This window comes from Aestuariibacter sp. GS-14, from assembly GCF_006494365.1.
GTDB classification, from domain to species: Bacteria; Pseudomonadota; Gammaproteobacteria; order Enterobacterales; family Alteromonadaceae; genus Alteromonas; species Alteromonas mangrovi.
This window is the reverse complement of record NZ_VHIP01000002.1, coordinates 383,569-399,256: the sequence shown is the minus strand read 5'-3', so window position 1 is coordinate 399,256 and position 15,688 is coordinate 383,569. Positions and strand designations below refer to the sequence as shown.

Below are 15,688 nucleotides of genomic sequence, written 5' to 3'. Positions count from 1 at the left end.
TAAAACAGTGACTTAGGGTTTTTTCTTGCCTACCGATATGGACCCCCTTTATGGACCCCTTCCCTTCTTCTCTAGTCATGTGTTACTTTTAATCAATAATTTAGGATCTCAAGGGACAGTCATATGAAAATTATCCTCGCAGTTTTGCTAGGTGTAGTCACGTTTAATGCTTCCGCCAACGAGCAGTTAAATGGTTTTGCGAAGTGCTCAATGGTGGCTCGTATTCTAGAGTTGGAAAATGATGCCGATCTTTTTGAGTCGGCTTATAAGAAATTGAAAAAGCTGGAAGAGCTAGATCAAGAATTTATCAACATGGTCTATTACACTGAAGGGCTCATGGTCGGTTTTGCCAGCGCTAGTGGTAAAGACAAAAACACTGTCGCAAGGAACTTTTTCTACGTAAATTGTGACGGCTCAAACAAACAATACGCCGAAGATTTAACCAAAGAAAATTAAGCTCGATGTCTGGTAATAAGCAGCCCACTGGCAAGCGTGGGATCTACTGGAAGAGTAACACCCTATACGCCCGTATGGTGGTTCCCAGAGACCTCCGAGAGCACTTCGACAAGGGCGAACGCTGGAAGAGCCTCCAAACGAGAGATCTTAAGACTGCCGAGTATCGGGCGTCTCAGTTGTTCCACCAATGGCGAGCTGAGTTCGATAAGCTTCGAGGGTCCACCAGCGCACTTGAGGAGGCACTTCGTTGGAAGCGTAGCCTTGAAGAAGAGAAGCGTCGCGATGCTGACCTTATGGCGGCCTTTAAGCGTGAGAACCCCTACAGCGAGCTTACCTCGGCTGTTGTTGACGACTTAGGGTTAGGCTCTGAACGTCTTGGCTTTGAGCATTACATCGAAAAGATAGAGCGGACGAAAGGCCGGGAAGAGGCCGAGGCGATCGCGAATGTCGTTCTTGGAGGTATGCTCCCCACGCTGTCTTATCTAGACGAATGGAAGGGAACCCTTGAAGGTAAGCTAATCCCAAGGACAATTAAACAACACGACACTCGTATTAAGAGGCTTGCCGATAGGTTCCCCGCACTACCAATCAAAAAGACTGAGGTCGCCCGGTGGATTATTGACCTCGAAAGTCAGGACATGGCAGAAGCAACAATAAAGGGTCTCATTGGAGGCTGTCGTGTGTACTATAACTATCTGTTGCGTATGGGTTACCTTGACCCGGACGGAGCGAACCCTTTCGAGCACCAGACGTTTACCAAGAAGAAAAGGGCCAGTAAGAAGGATAAACGTAAGGCGTGGGAGCCGGAAGACGTTATCAAGCTGGTGGACGCTGCCAGAGAGAAGAAAGGCGACGCAAACCTCCACGACTTAATTCTCCTCGGTGCTTACACTGGAGCTAGGATCGAGGAGCTGGCCCGATTGAGAACTGAGGACGTGAAGCGTAAGGAGGGGGTCCTGTATTTATCGATCGAGGAAGCAAAGTCAGAGGCTGGTCTCCGAGATATTCCTGTACATAAGGACCTACTCCCCGTAGTCGAGAACCTTGTCGAACACTCCCCGGACGGCTACCTCCTACCCTATGAGCCTGTTACGGAAAATGGAGAACGGTCCTCTGCCCTCGGGAAGCGTTTCGGAACCCTCAAACGTAAGCTAGGTTACGATAAGCGCTATGTGTTCCATTCCTTAAGGAAGACCCTTTCGACCCTCCTCGAACGGCAAGGCTACCACCACAACCAAGCGGCTCAGATCCTTGGACACGAAAAGGTGGGGATGTCTTTCGGAACCTACTCCGACGGGCTGACGATACCCGGACAGGCTAAGCTACTGAACAAGATCAGTTACGAGGGGCTTAAGGTCCAACTCAAGGAAGGTAAAAGACGCCCTTAGGATTGTCCCACAAGTGGAACTAAATTATTGTTTTACATGAAGTATTTTTCATCCTAGGATATTGCTCAGTTAATAACACATGGAGTGAAATTATGTACCTTAATGAGCCGTACCTATTTGACGAGACCCTTGCCCAAAAAGTCGGTTACCCCGAAGACCTCTTACCGGATCTGTTGTGGGGGGCCGCCCCAAGGGAGCTACACAACGCCCACGAGAGCGAGGTCTTTAATTATCTTTGGGAAGAGGTATTCGACCGGGAGAAAGTCGCTGAGATCGTCGCTGAGGGCCGTCCTTACGTGGACCTTGGGAGCATGTTCTTTGTGGCAGTAAGTAACACCAGATCTTAAAATGCCGAATCCCTTATTTTTAAAGGGCTACAGGCTAGAAATAGTAGTAATGGGTTGAAAATCCGGCGCAGAAATGAAGAGACAGGGCCGGAATGACCCTCCCAGTTAACCCTAGGAAGGACCCGTGGACGTTCCCCAAGGCAATGCCCTTAGGCTGCGTCCTAACGCCTCTCACAGCGCCACACAGCGCGAATCAATTAGGTCTAGACGGACGTATCGGGGTCAGTCGGGATAAATATGTTGGGGGGCTTTAATCGAAGCTATCGTCGAGGAGTTCGTTGAGGTCTTGCTCTGTAATCTTAAGCTCCCGGAGCAACGCCTTACGCCACGCCTCAGGGGACCTACCCACACGAGCTGAGGCAAGCACGCCCTCACAATCCTGTTGCTCTGACTCCTCGCGCTCTTTCCGTCGCATAGCCTTAGATATATCGCCTGTCTCAACGACTTCCTTCCACCACGCAATGCACTTCGGGACTGGGTAGCCCTTACTGTCGGTCAATACGTCGTAATATGGATAGAGAGCCTCCCGTATGGCGTCTGTAAGGCAGGTCTTTAGTTGCTCCGGGGGGAGGTCTTTTAGTTTGGCCTCCTCTCTCGCGAACTTCGCTAGGCGCATATATTTAGCTAAGGTTGTCCTTGAGAAGATCCCCTCGTACCGCTGGTGGAGCTTGTCGATACCCTCGTCGTAAAAGTCTAACAATAAGAGCCTGAACACTTGCGCACGTTTCTCACTCTCCGCTAATGGGAGTGGGTGTTTTGAGTTGGACTCCAAGGCGGCGGACATAAGCTCGGCCATTGTCCCGGCGTCTATCTCCTTGACAGGGACTCGGACCTCGGGGCCTACCGAGCACTCTATCGCCTCGTATCGTTGGTATCCGTCCACCAGCACATAGGCAGCGTCTTTAAGCCTGTCCCGGTACTTCTTCGGTAAGTCTAAGGGAGGGGGGGCTATTAAAAGGGGTTCAATGGCTCCGTCGATCGAGGGTCCTTGAGCCGTGTCTTTAAGATTTGCCTTAACCCCGCTAGTCATTGCCTTGAGGTTGTCTTCCCCTAAGGCGTCTATTCCCAATGAACGAGCCTTACTTCCCCTTGCCTCGGGGTCCCTTGGGTTAATCTCAGGGACAGGAAGGATTGACTTAAGGGTTACCTTCTTTGGTCTGCCCATAAGGATTACTGCTCCATAATTAAAATAATAAATCGAAGGACCTCAGAACGACCTCAAGACCACGTCTAGCGTGACTTAGGCTAACCTTAAAGGGAGTCTCAAGGGCGTTCGTCCTTACACTTCAAAATCTGAACGGATATTATCGGGTCGTTACGACTCTCTCAACTCCTTTATGATCTTGAATACTGAGGTCTTCCCGACGCCTGTCTCACGGACTATCTGGGCAGGCTTCATGCCCTCAAGGTAAAGCGCCCGGACTCTCTCCTTCTTGTCCTCGGCTAACGGAGCGCCCCCTTTATAAACCCCTTTGGCCTTCGCCTTTGCGATACCTTCGAGTTGACGTTCCTTACGGAGGTTCGTCTCGAACTCAGCGAAGACCCCTAGCATATCGAGGAACGCCTTACCGGCTGGTGTACTGGTGTCGATAGGTTGCTCGGTTGCTTCAAGGTTGACGCCTCGGGCCTTAAGGTCGTGGACTATGTCCTGAAGGTCTTTCATTGAGCGCGCTAGGCGGTCGATCCTCGTTACGACCAGAGTGTCCCCTTCGCGGAGGACCTCAAGGACTCGGGACAGTTCCCCACGTCCCTGTCGACTGGTCCCGGAGGCTTGCTCCTCATAGACGCGGTCACACTTGGCGGCTTCGAGTGCTTCCCTTTGGATGCTGGTGGATTGGTCGAGGGTCGAAACTCGGGCGTATCCGTAACGGTGAGTTGGCATTGTTGTTCCTTAAATGGTTCGCACAGGTTCTTAGAGGTTGTCATCCTATTCTTGAGTTCATGGAAAAGCAACCCTATTTGGTCTCTTTTTCGGTTCGCCCTAACCGTCCGCATGGGGTATAGTCTGGCGGACAGTAATTAAAAGGACGTTTTTGGATCATGATTCTTTATCACTTCGTAAACCTTGAGTACGGGCTTGAAAATATATCTAAACGGAGACTCAAGGTATCTAGGATAAAAAAGCTAAACGACCCATTTGAATTCCAAGCTTTTGATCTATCAAACAAGGAGCTCAGAAATAATGTGAAAAGAGGGATCGAGGCTATTGATAAAGAGTTCGGGCTCATTTGCTTTTCGAGGTCTTGGAGAAGCCCGTTACAATGGGCTCACTATGCGGACAGGCATACAGGTATTTGTTTAGGTCTAGAAATACTTCCGCAACACGTAAGCCTCATCAGAGAGGTAAATTATGTCCCGAAGCGTATAAGACTAACCAGTCATCAAGTTACAGAAGAGGATATCTGGACAATAATGGCTACTAAATTCGAAAAGTGGGACTATGAAGAGGAGAGCAGGATTTTTGTGCCTCTAGAGGAATCGGAAGTGAGTGGCTTATTTTTCACCCCATTTAAATCGAATATGCGTCTGAAAGAGATCTATATCGGAGCCAGTTGCGAAGTAAGTAAAGACGACCTTAGGAAGGCCCTTGGCGATCTAAAAGAAGAAGTCAAGGTGCTAAAAACTCGAGCTGGTTTTACAAATTTCAATATGGTCGTGGACAATAGATATTCACCATTCAAACTTTAAGACCTAAACATTTTGGACCCCCAAACTGGACCCCCAAGCACACCCCTATACCATACAAGCCAGAGACCAAAGGCTTTCGACCCAGAACGGCGTAGACTCCCGCCAGCTCCACCAAATGCTGAACCCTGTGCCGAAAGGCACGGGGTTTTTTATTATCTGAATCTTGCTTCACATTCGTTATGAATACGAATTTTTCCCAACAATGCCTGAATCGTTTAATCGCAAAGCCCGCTATAGCCGCCACTAAACTCAATCTGGCTATAATTGCATTCTGGTAACATAAGGTCTTTGAATCAACCGTTTGCCCATACGGTAAAACCTGCCCTACACTGATCTCACGCAAAGAATTAATGTAGCTGGCACGATATACTCCGGATTAACGTGCGGGTATTACACTTGTAACATCAACAATGAGAACGGGACTTGCCCCAATGCAGACATTTTGGCAGTTGTATAACGTTATTGAACAACAGTTCTTCTTTACGCTATCGCGAAAAATTATAGGCAATATAACTTTTTTGTTTGTATTCCAAATCATTAATTTTACTATGTTTTACTCTATGCTCTCTGCCCCGCCAGAAGAGCAGCAAGCAATGCAGGGCACTGTTATAACCGTTTTTGTTATAAGTACCTTATGTTTCGGGTTTACCATTTTCTATTTGCATCACCTGATTGTACGTCCGGTAAAAGCCCTGCTCTCAACCCTCAATCACATTAACCACACCCAGGGCGATCTTTCTACGCGCTTACCCGCTTTTACCTGTGATGAATTCAGCGAGTTGTCGGCGGCCTACAATACTTTTTCGGCAAACCTGGCTAAGTTAATTGCTAAGATTTATCAGGATGCAGAGCAAGCAGCTACCGCCAACAAGAATGTCAGCAACATCGTAAATGCAGTGAATACACAGGCTGTGCAACAAAAGCAATTTAGCCATAGCATTAGCAAATCAGCCCAGGAAGTGAGCCATCGCATTGATCACATTGTGTCAGCCGCAGAGCAAGTATCCACCTCTAACCAAGTGAATTTGCAAAACGCAGATACCGCCAACAACACGCTTCAAACGTCACAAAGCCAAATAAGTAGTATCACGCAATTACTCAATCAGTTCGCCAGTACCGTAACCGGATTACAGAACAACGCAGAAAACGTACGCAGCATTTTGAAAATGGTAGAGGGCTTTGCCGATCAAACAAATTTGCTGGCACTAAACGCGGCTATTGAAGCCGCGCGCGCTGGGGATGCTGGCCGAGGGTTTGCGGTAGTAGCCGACGAAGTGCGCAGTCTTTCGGCAAAAGTGGCGGATGCAACGCAACAAATCAGCAAGTTTTTGAATCAAATGGATACGCTGGTTAACGAAACACAAAATGAATCAGGCAGGCTCATTGATGTGTCAAAGGCCATGAACGACAGTGTCAATTTCACCAGAGACACATTTACCACCATGATGCGCGACTTTAACGAGAATATCGCGGCATTTTCGCAAATTTTAGAAGCCGTAAATGCACTTAGCGCGCAACACCATACCGCCATGGGTAACGCTACTCACATTGCAGAAGTAAGTGACCATATTCAACAGCAGTTGGAACAAACGGTAAGTGAAGCGTCAAAAGCGCAGAGCCTGGCAAATTCTACTCAACAGGGCTTAACGCAATTTGTAGTGCGGGTATAAGTTACCAAGCGGATTAAACCAATTGGCTGGTGTTAGCGTACACATTGCAACCTAAACCAGCCGGACATAAATGTGCATCACCAACATCGCGAATACAGCCAGCATGAACTGTCGCGTATCATTGAAATGGCATGGGAAGATCGTACACCATTCGAAGCCATTGAATCACTGTATGGCCTGAAGCAGGACGGTGTCATTCGAATCATGCGTAGCGAATTAAAGCCATCGAGCTTTCGGCTATGGCGAAAGCGCACTCACGGCAGAGCCTCCAAACACGTAAAGCTTCGCTCCCCCAGTATCGATCGCGGGTACTGTCCCACCCAATACAAACAGCGCTGAAAGAGAGTACCCCGCAATGTTGAGCCTGCCTCACATGCTCGCGTGAATTCCCGGTTAACGTGAAGACTTTTAACGTGCAATCCAATACCCCTATCAGCGTAGTATGGTTTAAGCGAGACTTGCGTCTGCAAGACAATCAGGCGTTGCATGCTGCATGGCAAGCTGGAAACCCTGTATTACCTCTGTATCTGTTTGAACCCGATATTATGCGTGATCCACACTACAGCGAGCGTCATTGGCGATTTGTGTGGCAAAGCCTGCTTGATATGGAGGGCCAGTTAGCGTCACATTCTGCCAATCTGCATGTGAGTTACAGCGATGCCCTGCCCTTTTTTGAGCGACTTCGTGAACATTATCAAAACATTACGATTTACAGTTACGAAGAAGTGGGTCTTTCTATTACTTATCAGCGCGACAAAGCGCTGAAAGCCTGGTGTCAACATGCAGGGGTTACCTGGATCGAATCTCCCTACGCTGGCGTAATTCGCGGTCTTTCGCATCGGCGGCACTGGGTGAATCACTGGCAACAGCAAATGCACAGTCCGGTGATCGAAACGCCTTTATCGAAAATAAACTGGTTGCAACATAAAGCCTTGGTTACCCGGGTACCTAAAACGCTGTCCAGCAGACTTCACAGTGCTGATCCTTTCATGCAATCAGGAGGGGAATCACATGCACATCAACAGCTTCAGAGTTTTATAAGCAAACGACACCGCCAGTATCATAAGCACATTTCGAGTCCGCTGAAGAGTATGGAAAGTTGTTCGCGCTTGTCTCCTTATCTGGCCTGGGGCAACCTGAGTGTAAAACAGGTCTATCAGGCCGTGACGTCGTCAACATCACCTTTACCGTTGTCGTTACAAGCCTTTACGTCAAGGCTTCACTGGCACTGTCATTTTATTCAGAAATTTGAGAGTGAAAGCGAACAAGAATTCAGGCCGGTTAACACGGGATATATTAATTTCCCTTTCAGAACAGAGCAGAAGGCTTTGGAACAGCTTACCGCGTGGCAGGAAGGCAACACAGGCATCCCAATGGTGGACGCCTGTATGCGAAGTCTGATAAAAACCGGTTACCTGAATTTTCGTATGCGGGCCATGCTGGTGAGTTTTCTCACCCATTATTTACTGCTCGACTGGCGCCATGCAGCCCTTCATCTTGCACAACAGTTTTTGGATTTTGAGCCGGGGATCCACTACCCACAGTGCCAAATGCAAGCCGGGATCACAGGCACTAACACATTGCGTATTTATAACCCGGTGAAGCAGGCTCAGGATCACGACCCACAGGGCGACTTTATTCGCAAATGGGTACCCGAAATTGCACATCTGGACAATCAGGACTTGTTCGCCCCCTGGCAGATCCCACCACTTACCAAATTAACGCTGGATACATCAGGGTTAGAACGGTACTTCACCCCGATAGTCATTCCCGAAGACGCGATTGCCCACCATCGCGACCTGTTGTGGGCATGGCGGGACCGCCGGGAAGTAAAACAAGAGGCAAAAAGAATTTTGTATCGGCACAGCAATCCGGGTTAATGCTGATTGTCCTTATACCCAAACATGTCGCGCGAAAATATCCAACTGGCGCAATTTACCGCCACTTATGAATATGTTGCAACTCAGTTTACCGGCCGACTCCCTGTTAAACATCGCTAGTCGGTGGTTTCAGAGAGATTAATTCAGATAAAGTAAAGGCCCAACTTCTTCACCAGCAGCATTCTTATTGTCAATTTTCAATTACTATTCAGTTAGTTAATGAATGTTCTGATTTTCCGATTATACCGTTTTATTTAATTCATCACGGCATGGCTGCAAATTCGGTATTCTATTTGCAGTTCTAGTTTCAATAGACACAAAAACGGCATACACAGTAATACGGGAATCGGGAGTTAATACAATGAAAAGTGCATTAGTTGTTGAAGGTGGAGCCATGCGGGGAACCTTTGCAGCGGGCGTGTTAAACACTTTTCAACTCCACCATTACGATCCGTATGATTTGGTTCTGGGCGTTTCAGCGGGCGCAACTACCGCAGCAGGTTATGTAACCGGCAACGCACAACGCAACCGCAAAATCATTACCCGTCTTGCTACTCAGCGTAAGTTCTTTAGTCCGGTTCGCTTTGTACTAAAAGGCCATATGACCGATGTAAAATGGCTATGGCAGGAGGCACAGGCAAAATACCCGATAAACCCTGCAGCCCTCGACACATCAACCCCGCTTGTGGTGGTGATCACCAACATGCAAACCGGCCAGCCCGAATATCATCGCGTAACGGCAGACAATATTGATGTATTGATGGAAGCCACCTGCGCGCTGCCAATGGCTTATCGCACGCCACCTCGCTATCAACAAGCACGCTATGTCGATGGCGGTGTTACCGATGCGATCCCGGTGCAGTATGCCTATGAGCAGGGGTTCAAAGATATAACCGTTGTGCTTAGTCAAACCTGGGGCTATCAGAAAGCTGAAGAGAAAGGCGCCTGGGTAGCCAATAAGGTGTTCGCCCGCTATCCACAACTGTTAGAAGCGATGCATCAACGGGCAAAGCGCTATAACGAGGCCCTGGCATTTATTGCCTCGCCGCCGGCAGACTGTCGTATTAATATTATTGCGCCACCAGCGGAATTTAAAGTGGGCCGCTTAACCATGCGACGCGATAAATTGTTAGACGGTTATCAAATGGGTCGCCACGCCGCACAGTCATTTCTGGCAGCTCAGCACGCTGTAGCCGCTTAACCCTGCGCGTTGGCGACAGGTAAACCTCTCGCTGCGGTATACACATCCACCGCAGCGCCCAGTGCGCTTTGATAGCGGTTTATCACATTTAACTGTGCACTAAACCAACTGCGCTGCGCGTTGAGCAGGTTTAAAAAATCGCTGTCTCCAGATTTATACTTCGCCTGAGCCAAATCATATAATCGCTTGTTGTTGTCGAGTTCAATTAAATCAAGGTGATAAGCATCGCGCTGAAACCGATAATTGTCGGCGGCATCCTGCATTTCTCTGGCGGCGGAGATAATCGCGATAACCAGGTTATTGAAAGCAATGTGTGTATCCACACTGGCTGCCTTTTCAGCTTGTTCACGTTTGCCGTTATCAAACAGCACCATGGCAGAACCAAGCGCAGCCGACAGCGTCCAGCCACTGCCCAATGCCGTTAGATCCGACAGCCCCACATCAGCACTCAGACTCAACCCGGGTAGCCCGGCAACACTGGCCTGATACACGTTGATATCAGCCAGTTGCAATTGTAAAAATGCGGCTGCCACATCAGGACGTTGGCGTAATACACTGGCTGGTTGCTGAATATCTATATCGGGCAGTGCGATACTGTTAATGTGTAGGGTGAATTCACGTTGCTGGAATTCACTGTCTGCTAATAACGCTGCCAATGCCCGGTTGTTCAAGGCAAGCTGATTTTCCAGCCTTAGAGCCTCACTTTTTGCACTTAACAGCGTATTGCGCTGCTGTGCAAGCTCAATACCCGATGCACTGCCTGCCTCATATCGCAGTTGTATTAACGACAACAATTGCTCCGACGCCGTTATATTTTGATGAGCAATGTCCAAGCGTTGTTGCAGCGACAACTGGGCAAAGTAACCATTAGCAAGTGCCTGCTGTAACAACACCGACTGATTGCGCAACTGGGCTTCACTTACATCAATATTGAGTTTTGCTGCCAGTATACTGGCTTCCCGCGAACCCCATATATCCACGTCGTAACTCATTGCAACCGATGCAGATGATCCGTTTGAACGCTGGCCGCTATCCAGGTTTTCCGCACTTCTGCCGCTGGCTCTACCCGACAGCGCAGGCAAATTGTCGGCTTGCGACTGCCCCCATTGAAAGCGCGCCCGCTCCACCCGTAACGACGCATTCGCCAGATCCAGACTTTGCGCTTCAAGTTGTTGCATCAACGCGAGTAATTCAGGTGAATGGAATGCCAGCCACCACGTTTTATCAATCGTTACTGTGTGTGTATCCTGCAAAGCATGAAAATGTTCCGGCAGCGGTATTTGCGGAAAACTACGCGACGCTTGCATACTGCAGGCGCTTAATCCCAATACGGCTAACATTGCTACAAAAACTGTAACCACTTGCTGGCGTAGATAAACAATATTGCGTGTCATAGTTTACTCCTCTGCCAGCGCGTCAATGGGGTTTAGTCGCGCAGCCTTGTGCGCAGGAGCGAAGCCAAATAACACGCCTACCACCAGTGACGTGAAAAAGGCCAGTACCGGAGGCAGCCAGGTGTAAGCCACCGAAATGGAAAACTGCGATATTGCAAATATCACGGCATATCCCAATAAAATACCCACAAAGCCCCCCAGCACGCACACCACCCAGGCTTCAATATTAAACTGTTTTAAGATATCGCCAGGCTTGGCACCCGTTGCCATACGCAGGCCAATTTCGCGTTTTCGCTCAGATACATTTACCAGCATGATGTTCATCACCCCAATTCCGCCAACAAACAACGAAATGCCGGCTACCGATGCCAATAGCCAGGTTAGGGTATTTTGAGTTTCGGTAACCGCTTCTACCAGTGAATCCGTGGTACGCACCATGACATCTTCTTTACCATGTCGTTCAGTCAGAATGGCCAGTGCTTGTGCCTGTATAGCGGTAGCCGCCTCAGTAGAGGCCGCTTTTATGGTGATACTGCTTAAATAAGGTCGCCCAAACACCTTTAGTCGCCCCGTAGTGATGGGAATGAGCACTTCGTCATCCATGTCACTGCCACCAGCATTGGCGCCCTTGGATTTCAGTACGCCAATAACCTGATAAAACGCATTTTTCATCAGTATGTATTCACCCACTGCCCGATATTTATCTTCAAACAAGGTTTCCGCCACGGTATCGCCTATTACCACTACTGGTGCATAGCTCGTTACGTCGTCGTTGGTAAAAAACACGCCCTGAGACATTTCCCAGTCTTTGGCATAAAAATACGCAGGTGTGGTACCCGTTATTCGACCAGAAAAGTCGTTATCGGTGTAGCGAATGGTTGCCCGGCTGCTGCGCTCTGGTGCCACGTACAACGCCCCGTCTATTTGCTCGAGTGCATTGGCATCGTCGAGGGTGAGTGAGGCAATGTCACCCGAACTGCGAATATTGCCACCACCAGGTCGAATAGAAATCAGGTTTGTCCCAATCGCTTCTATGCGTTTAAGCACGTCCTGTTTACCGCCCTCTCCGATAGCCATCATGGTAACCACTGCCGCTACGCCGATGATGATCCCAAGTAAAGTAAGTAGGGTTCTGAACCAGTTTAGTCGCAACGATGAAAACGCCATGCTAAGCGCTGCGCCCGTTGAAATACTGGGAAATTCCGCTACAACAGGTGAATCGCGTTCAACTAAAAAAGGTTCGCCCGGGTGAACGCCGGTATCTTCCACAATCTCGCCGTCCAGTAATTTAACCTGTCGCTGAGCGTGTTCTGCTACCGCAGGATCGTGGGTGATTAAAATAATGGTCACCCCCTCCCTGTGTAACGAAGTCAGCAATGCCAGCAATTGCTCTCCACTGGCAGAGTCCAGTGCACCGGTTGGTTCGTCGGCCAAAATCACTTCTGCGCCATTGATGAGCGCCCGTGCAACCGATACCCGTTGCTGCTGTCCGCCAGAAAGCTCTCCCGGCCGATGCAATATACGATCAGCCAACCCCAGCTTGCCCAGCAACCGGGCAGCATTGGTATTGCGCTCGGCTTCACTGGTATTGCTGTAAATAGCAGGTAACGCCACATTTTGTTGCGCAGTTAACGTAGACAACAACTGATAACGCTGGAACACAAACCCAAACGTTTTGAGTCGTAGCGCCGCCAGTTGATTGTCGTTCAGTTCTGCCACCGACCGGCCATGTATTCGATACGTCCCAGCAGTAGGCTTATCCAGACACCCCAGAATATTCATCAGAGTAGATTTACCCGAGCCAGACTGCCCCATGATCGCCACAAACTCGCCTTTGTGAATAGTGAGCGATACGCCTTTGAGTGCGGTGACTTCAGCGCCTTCAGACTGGTAACTACGGCTCACATTATCCAGTGTGATGAGAGGACTAGAACCCACCACGGCGTCCCCCGCCCGGTGCACCGGGAGGCATGCCAGGTGGCATTCCAGGTGGGCCGTCCTGTTGACTGCGTTGGCTTCGTCCAGTAGCACCGCGCACGCCTGCCACCACCTGCTCATCTTCACTCAGGCCATCGAGTATTTCTGTCACAGTACGGTTTTTAATCCCTACTTTAACCTGACGAGGCTCATTGCCCTGCGCCGTTGCCACCAATACAAACGGATGATGCGGCGGCCCCTTAAGCGCAGCAAGCGGCACCAATAAGGTGTTGGCTTTGCGCTCAAGTACAAAAAACACTTGAGTAGTCATGGCATCCATCAACGCGCCATTGTTGTTTTCAATATCAATGAGCACCTGATAAAGCACCACGTCGTTCACCACATTGGGGGTTGGCAATACCTGGCGAACAACTGAGTGATAGCGGGTTTTAGTATCACCCAGCGTGGTAAAGTACACCGGCATACCCGGATACAACTTACCTACGTCAGCTTCTGATACTTCCGCTCTTACGGTCATGGTATTCAGATCAGAGATTTGCAATAACGTGGGCGCATTCTGATTGGCGTTCAGGGTCTGCCCCTGACGCACTTTTATGGTAGCAACGGTTCCGGCGATTGGCGCATAGATTTTAGCAAAGCCCAGTGTTGCTCTGTCACCTTCCAGTGAGGCTTCATCGGCTTTAATTTGCGCAATCGAAGCACTGATTTTAGAGTCGAGCACACGCACATTAGTTTGACTGGCATACACTTCGTCTTCACTCACGGCATCCTGCGCATGCAGGCGCTCGTTGCGTTTGGCTCGCAGTATTGCCAGCTCTCTCTCTGCTTTTAACTGCTCAAGCTGTGCGCGCTTGTTGTCCAGATTCGCCTCTGTTTTTTGCACCTGAGTACGAAATACGGTGGCATCAATATCCACTAACAACTGTCCTTCGGTAACCACGTTACCTTCTTCAACATAAATGGCATCTACCTGGCCGGAAACCTGTGCGCCAACTTCAACGTATCGCTTGGGCTCAAGTTGCCCGGTGGCAACGATGGTGGTTTCTATATCGCCGCGCTGCACCGGTGCCAATAGCTGCGCTTCACTGATGGCGTCAGGTGCATACATACGGGACAACGCGAACGCCGAGGCACATACAATGATCAGTCCCACTGCAATGTTAATTAACGAACCGGTTCCTTTTAGCATGGGTAATTTGCCCTTGTATTCTTATCTGGTAATACGCTGTTATATGGCTTTACTCACCATTTATGGGCGATATTGATACGTGATAAATCATACAATTCAAGCGCCTTAACCTATCTTTACACTGAGTTTACAAAACTGCTCCACCGGCGGAACAAATGGCACCGGGTTGATATGAGAAATAGTGAGATTACATGGAATAACGAACACGTTTAGCGCAATGAAACGCTTAAGCGAGGAAATGAATAAGTTGCTCAATACCGAACAACAGGCCTCCTATAAGACCACCCACAATGGTGCCGTTAATACGTACCTTTTGCAGGTCTTTGCCTATGTTCAGTTCAATTTGCTGCGATAGCTGCGCAGCATCCCAACTTTCAATCGTTTTGCGAATGTGACCGGCCAGAAACGCCGCCATTTCTGGTGCAGCATAACGGGCTGCAACGCCAATATGATGATCTACTGCTTGTTGTAGCTGTGTGTCCTGAGTTAATTTTTCACCCATGGTTTGCAACCAGCGCCCTAATCGCACTCGTATATGCCCGTTTTCAGAGGCAATATCATTGGCCAACCAAAGCTTGATGTCGGCAACAATACCATTGAGGTATTGTGCTAATGTGTCGCTGTGTATGAGGCGGTCCCGGAAATCATTCAGTTTTTGCTTCGCATCTTCATTGTGTTCAAGATCGCCAATGAGTTTGTCGAGCTGGGTATTTAATTCCACCCGAATCGGATGGTTTGGGTCCCGATTAATATCGGCCAGAATATGCGACAGTGCACTCACCGCAATACTGGCTCCCTGCTCACTGAGCCAGCCTGACGGGAGTATTTTCTCCAGCCTGCGATGCTCTGTTTTTAGCCAATCAGTAAGCTTGTCGGCAATAAATTGTTGGGTGGGTTCCTGTTGAAGCGACTCAGACAACTTGTTTATCACTTTATTCAGTAACCGCTGATGACGGCCATCTTTGGTTAGCACTTTCATGCTACCCGCCACAATAGAAGCCAGTTCAATATGACTCAGTGCATTGTGAACGCCTTTATGTAACGCAGCTTTAATAGGTTTATCGTCGATAACATGCAGCAGGCCAGCCAGGCTGTCGTTAATGTACTTCGCCAGACGCTCAGCGTTAGCGGAGTGTTGTAACCAGTTGCCTACGGCCTTAGCTGGATGACTACCTGAAACCAGCGATTCAATGGCATCCTTGTGGAAAAATTTGTCTTTAACAAATTCAGCAAGATTCTGTGCAATAACCGTCTGATTATTAGCCACAATATTGGTATGCGGAATCGGATGCGATGACGGGATCGGCCTGAACAACGCACTAACAGCAAACCAGTCTGCCAACCCGCCCACCAGCGCGGCCTCACTGATCATCTTGATCAATTGGAGCCACCATTGCCCACCAACGTCAGGCAATAATGTTTGCGTTACGGTAATCGCTATAAACACGCAGGCAGCAACCAACAGACAGGCTGTTGCCTGACGTTTGGCACGTGAAAGCTGCTTGGCTTTATTAACATCCATCATTAGCAGTTATGC

14 protein-coding genes are annotated in these 15,688 nt (G+C 49.0%); 8 read left to right on the top strand and 6 right to left on the bottom strand.

The window, feature by feature from the left end:
• The first annotated feature begins 123 nt into the window (after window positions 1-123).
• From FJ444_RS04835 to FJ444_RS04825, 3 genes are all read left to right on the top strand, one after another.
• Window positions 124-456, top strand: a complete 333-nt coding sequence (locus tag FJ444_RS04835) for a hypothetical protein (protein WP_140956792.1) — start codon at window positions 124-126, stop codon at window positions 454-456.
• A 5-nt stretch (window positions 457-461) separates the two neighbouring features.
• Window positions 462-1,844 (top strand): tyrosine-type recombinase/integrase, encoded by a 1,383-nt coding sequence (locus tag FJ444_RS04830; protein WP_140956791.1) that lies wholly within the window; start codon window positions 462-464, stop codon window positions 1,842-1,844.
• 92 nt (window positions 1,845-1,936) lie between these two features.
• Entirely contained in the window at window positions 1,937-2,191 is a 255-nt protein-coding gene (locus FJ444_RS04825) for a hypothetical protein (protein WP_140956790.1), read from the top strand.
• A gap of 250 nt (window positions 2,192-2,441) precedes the next feature.
• Here the strand turns inward: FJ444_RS04825 and FJ444_RS04820 are convergent, their stop codons facing one another.
• Both FJ444_RS04820 and FJ444_RS04815 read right to left on the bottom strand, forming a co-directional pair.
• Window positions 2,442-3,356, bottom strand: a complete 915-nt coding sequence (locus FJ444_RS04820; RefSeq protein ID WP_140956789.1) for a hypothetical protein — start codon at window positions 3,354-3,356, stop codon at window positions 2,442-2,444.
• 150 nt (window positions 3,357-3,506) lie between these two features.
• The gene (locus tag FJ444_RS04815) at window positions 3,507-4,073 is read right to left on the bottom strand and encodes a recombinase family protein (protein ID WP_140956788.1); all 567 of its coding nucleotides are present in this window, start codon (window positions 4,071-4,073) and stop codon (window positions 3,507-3,509) included.
• Between the two features lie 158 nt (window positions 4,074-4,231).
• On the opposite strand from FJ444_RS04815, the gene FJ444_RS04810 reads away from it, so the two are divergent.
• From FJ444_RS04810 to FJ444_RS04790, 5 genes are all read left to right on the top strand, one after another.
• Window positions 4,232-4,879: a DUF2971 domain-containing protein gene (locus tag FJ444_RS04810; protein WP_140956787.1), complete on the top strand. Its 648-nt coding sequence runs from the start codon at window positions 4,232-4,234 to the stop codon at window positions 4,877-4,879.
• Between the two features lie 431 nt (window positions 4,880-5,310).
• Window positions 5,311-6,549 carry a methyl-accepting chemotaxis protein gene (locus FJ444_RS04805; protein WP_181405067.1) on the top strand — a complete coding sequence of 413 codons (1,239 nt, stop codon included), beginning with the start codon at window positions 5,311-5,313 and terminating at the stop codon, window positions 6,547-6,549.
• A gap of 72 nt (window positions 6,550-6,621) precedes the next feature.
• Entirely contained in the window at window positions 6,622-6,888 is a 267-nt protein-coding gene (locus FJ444_RS04800; RefSeq protein WP_255439006.1) for a TIGR03643 family protein, read from the top strand.
• 74 nt (window positions 6,889-6,962) lie between these two features.
• Window positions 6,963-8,429 (top strand): deoxyribodipyrimidine photo-lyase, encoded by a 1,467-nt coding sequence (locus FJ444_RS04795; RefSeq protein ID WP_255439005.1) that lies wholly within the window; start codon window positions 6,963-6,965, stop codon window positions 8,427-8,429.
• A gap of 361 nt (window positions 8,430-8,790) precedes the next feature.
• Complete coding sequence (locus tag FJ444_RS04790) at window positions 8,791-9,630, top strand: patatin family protein (RefSeq protein ID WP_140956785.1); 840 nt, start codon at window positions 8,791-8,793, stop codon at window positions 9,628-9,630.
• Here the strand turns inward: FJ444_RS04790 and FJ444_RS04785 are convergent.
• From FJ444_RS04785 to FJ444_RS04770, 4 genes are all read right to left on the bottom strand, one after another.
• Window positions 9,627-11,024 carry a TolC family protein gene (locus FJ444_RS04785; RefSeq protein ID WP_140956784.1) on the bottom strand — a complete coding sequence of 466 codons (1,398 nt, stop codon included), beginning with the start codon at window positions 11,022-11,024 and terminating at the stop codon, window positions 9,627-9,629. The genes FJ444_RS04790 and FJ444_RS04785 overlap by 4 nt on opposite strands.
• Window positions 11,025-11,027: 3 nt before the next feature.
• Complete coding sequence (locus FJ444_RS04780) at window positions 11,028-12,962, bottom strand: ABC transporter permease (protein WP_181405082.1); 1,935 nt, start codon at window positions 12,960-12,962, stop codon at window positions 11,028-11,030.
• Complete coding sequence (locus FJ444_RS04775; protein WP_140956782.1) at window positions 12,952-14,151, bottom strand: efflux RND transporter periplasmic adaptor subunit; 1,200 nt, start codon at window positions 14,149-14,151, stop codon at window positions 12,952-12,954. The genes FJ444_RS04780 and FJ444_RS04775 overlap by 11 nt, the downstream gene beginning before the upstream one ends.
• Window positions 14,152-14,377: 226 nt before the next feature.
• Window positions 14,378-15,676 (bottom strand): DUF445 domain-containing protein, encoded by a 1,299-nt coding sequence (locus FJ444_RS04770; protein ID WP_140956781.1) that lies wholly within the window; start codon window positions 15,674-15,676, stop codon window positions 14,378-14,380.
• Window positions 15,677-15,688: the final 12 nt, after the last annotated feature.

Coding starts and splice junctions, on each gene's coding strand:
- FJ444_RS04835 (WP_140956792.1), top strand. CDS start 124: ATGAAAATTATCCTCGCAGTTTTGCTAGGTGTAGTCACGTTTAATGCT.
- FJ444_RS04830 (WP_140956791.1), top strand. CDS start 462: ATGTCTGGTAATAAGCAGCCCACTGGCAAGCGTGGGATCTACTGGAAG.
- FJ444_RS04825 (WP_140956790.1), top strand. CDS start 1,937: ATGTACCTTAATGAGCCGTACCTATTTGACGAGACCCTTGCCCAAAAA.
- FJ444_RS04820 (WP_140956789.1), bottom strand. CDS start 3,356: ATGGGCAGACCAAAGAAGGTAACCCTTAAGTCAATCCTTCCTGTCCCT.
- FJ444_RS04815 (WP_140956788.1), bottom strand. CDS start 4,073: ATGCCAACTCACCGTTACGGATACGCCCGAGTTTCGACCCTCGACCAA.
- FJ444_RS04810 (WP_140956787.1), top strand. CDS start 4,232: ATGATTCTTTATCACTTCGTAAACCTTGAGTACGGGCTTGAAAATATA.
- FJ444_RS04805 (WP_181405067.1), top strand. CDS start 5,311: ATGCAGACATTTTGGCAGTTGTATAACGTTATTGAACAACAGTTCTTC.
- FJ444_RS04790 (WP_140956785.1), top strand. CDS start 8,791: ATGAAAAGTGCATTAGTTGTTGAAGGTGGAGCCATGCGGGGAACCTTT.
- FJ444_RS04785 (WP_140956784.1), bottom strand. CDS start 11,024: ATGACACGCAATATTGTTTATCTACGCCAGCAAGTGGTTACAGTTTTT.
- FJ444_RS04775 (WP_140956782.1), bottom strand. CDS start 14,151: ATGCTAAAAGGAACCGGTTCGTTAATTAACATTGCAGTGGGACTGATC.
- FJ444_RS04770 (WP_140956781.1), bottom strand. CDS start 15,676: ATGATGGATGTTAATAAAGCCAAGCAGCTTTCACGTGCCAAACGTCAG.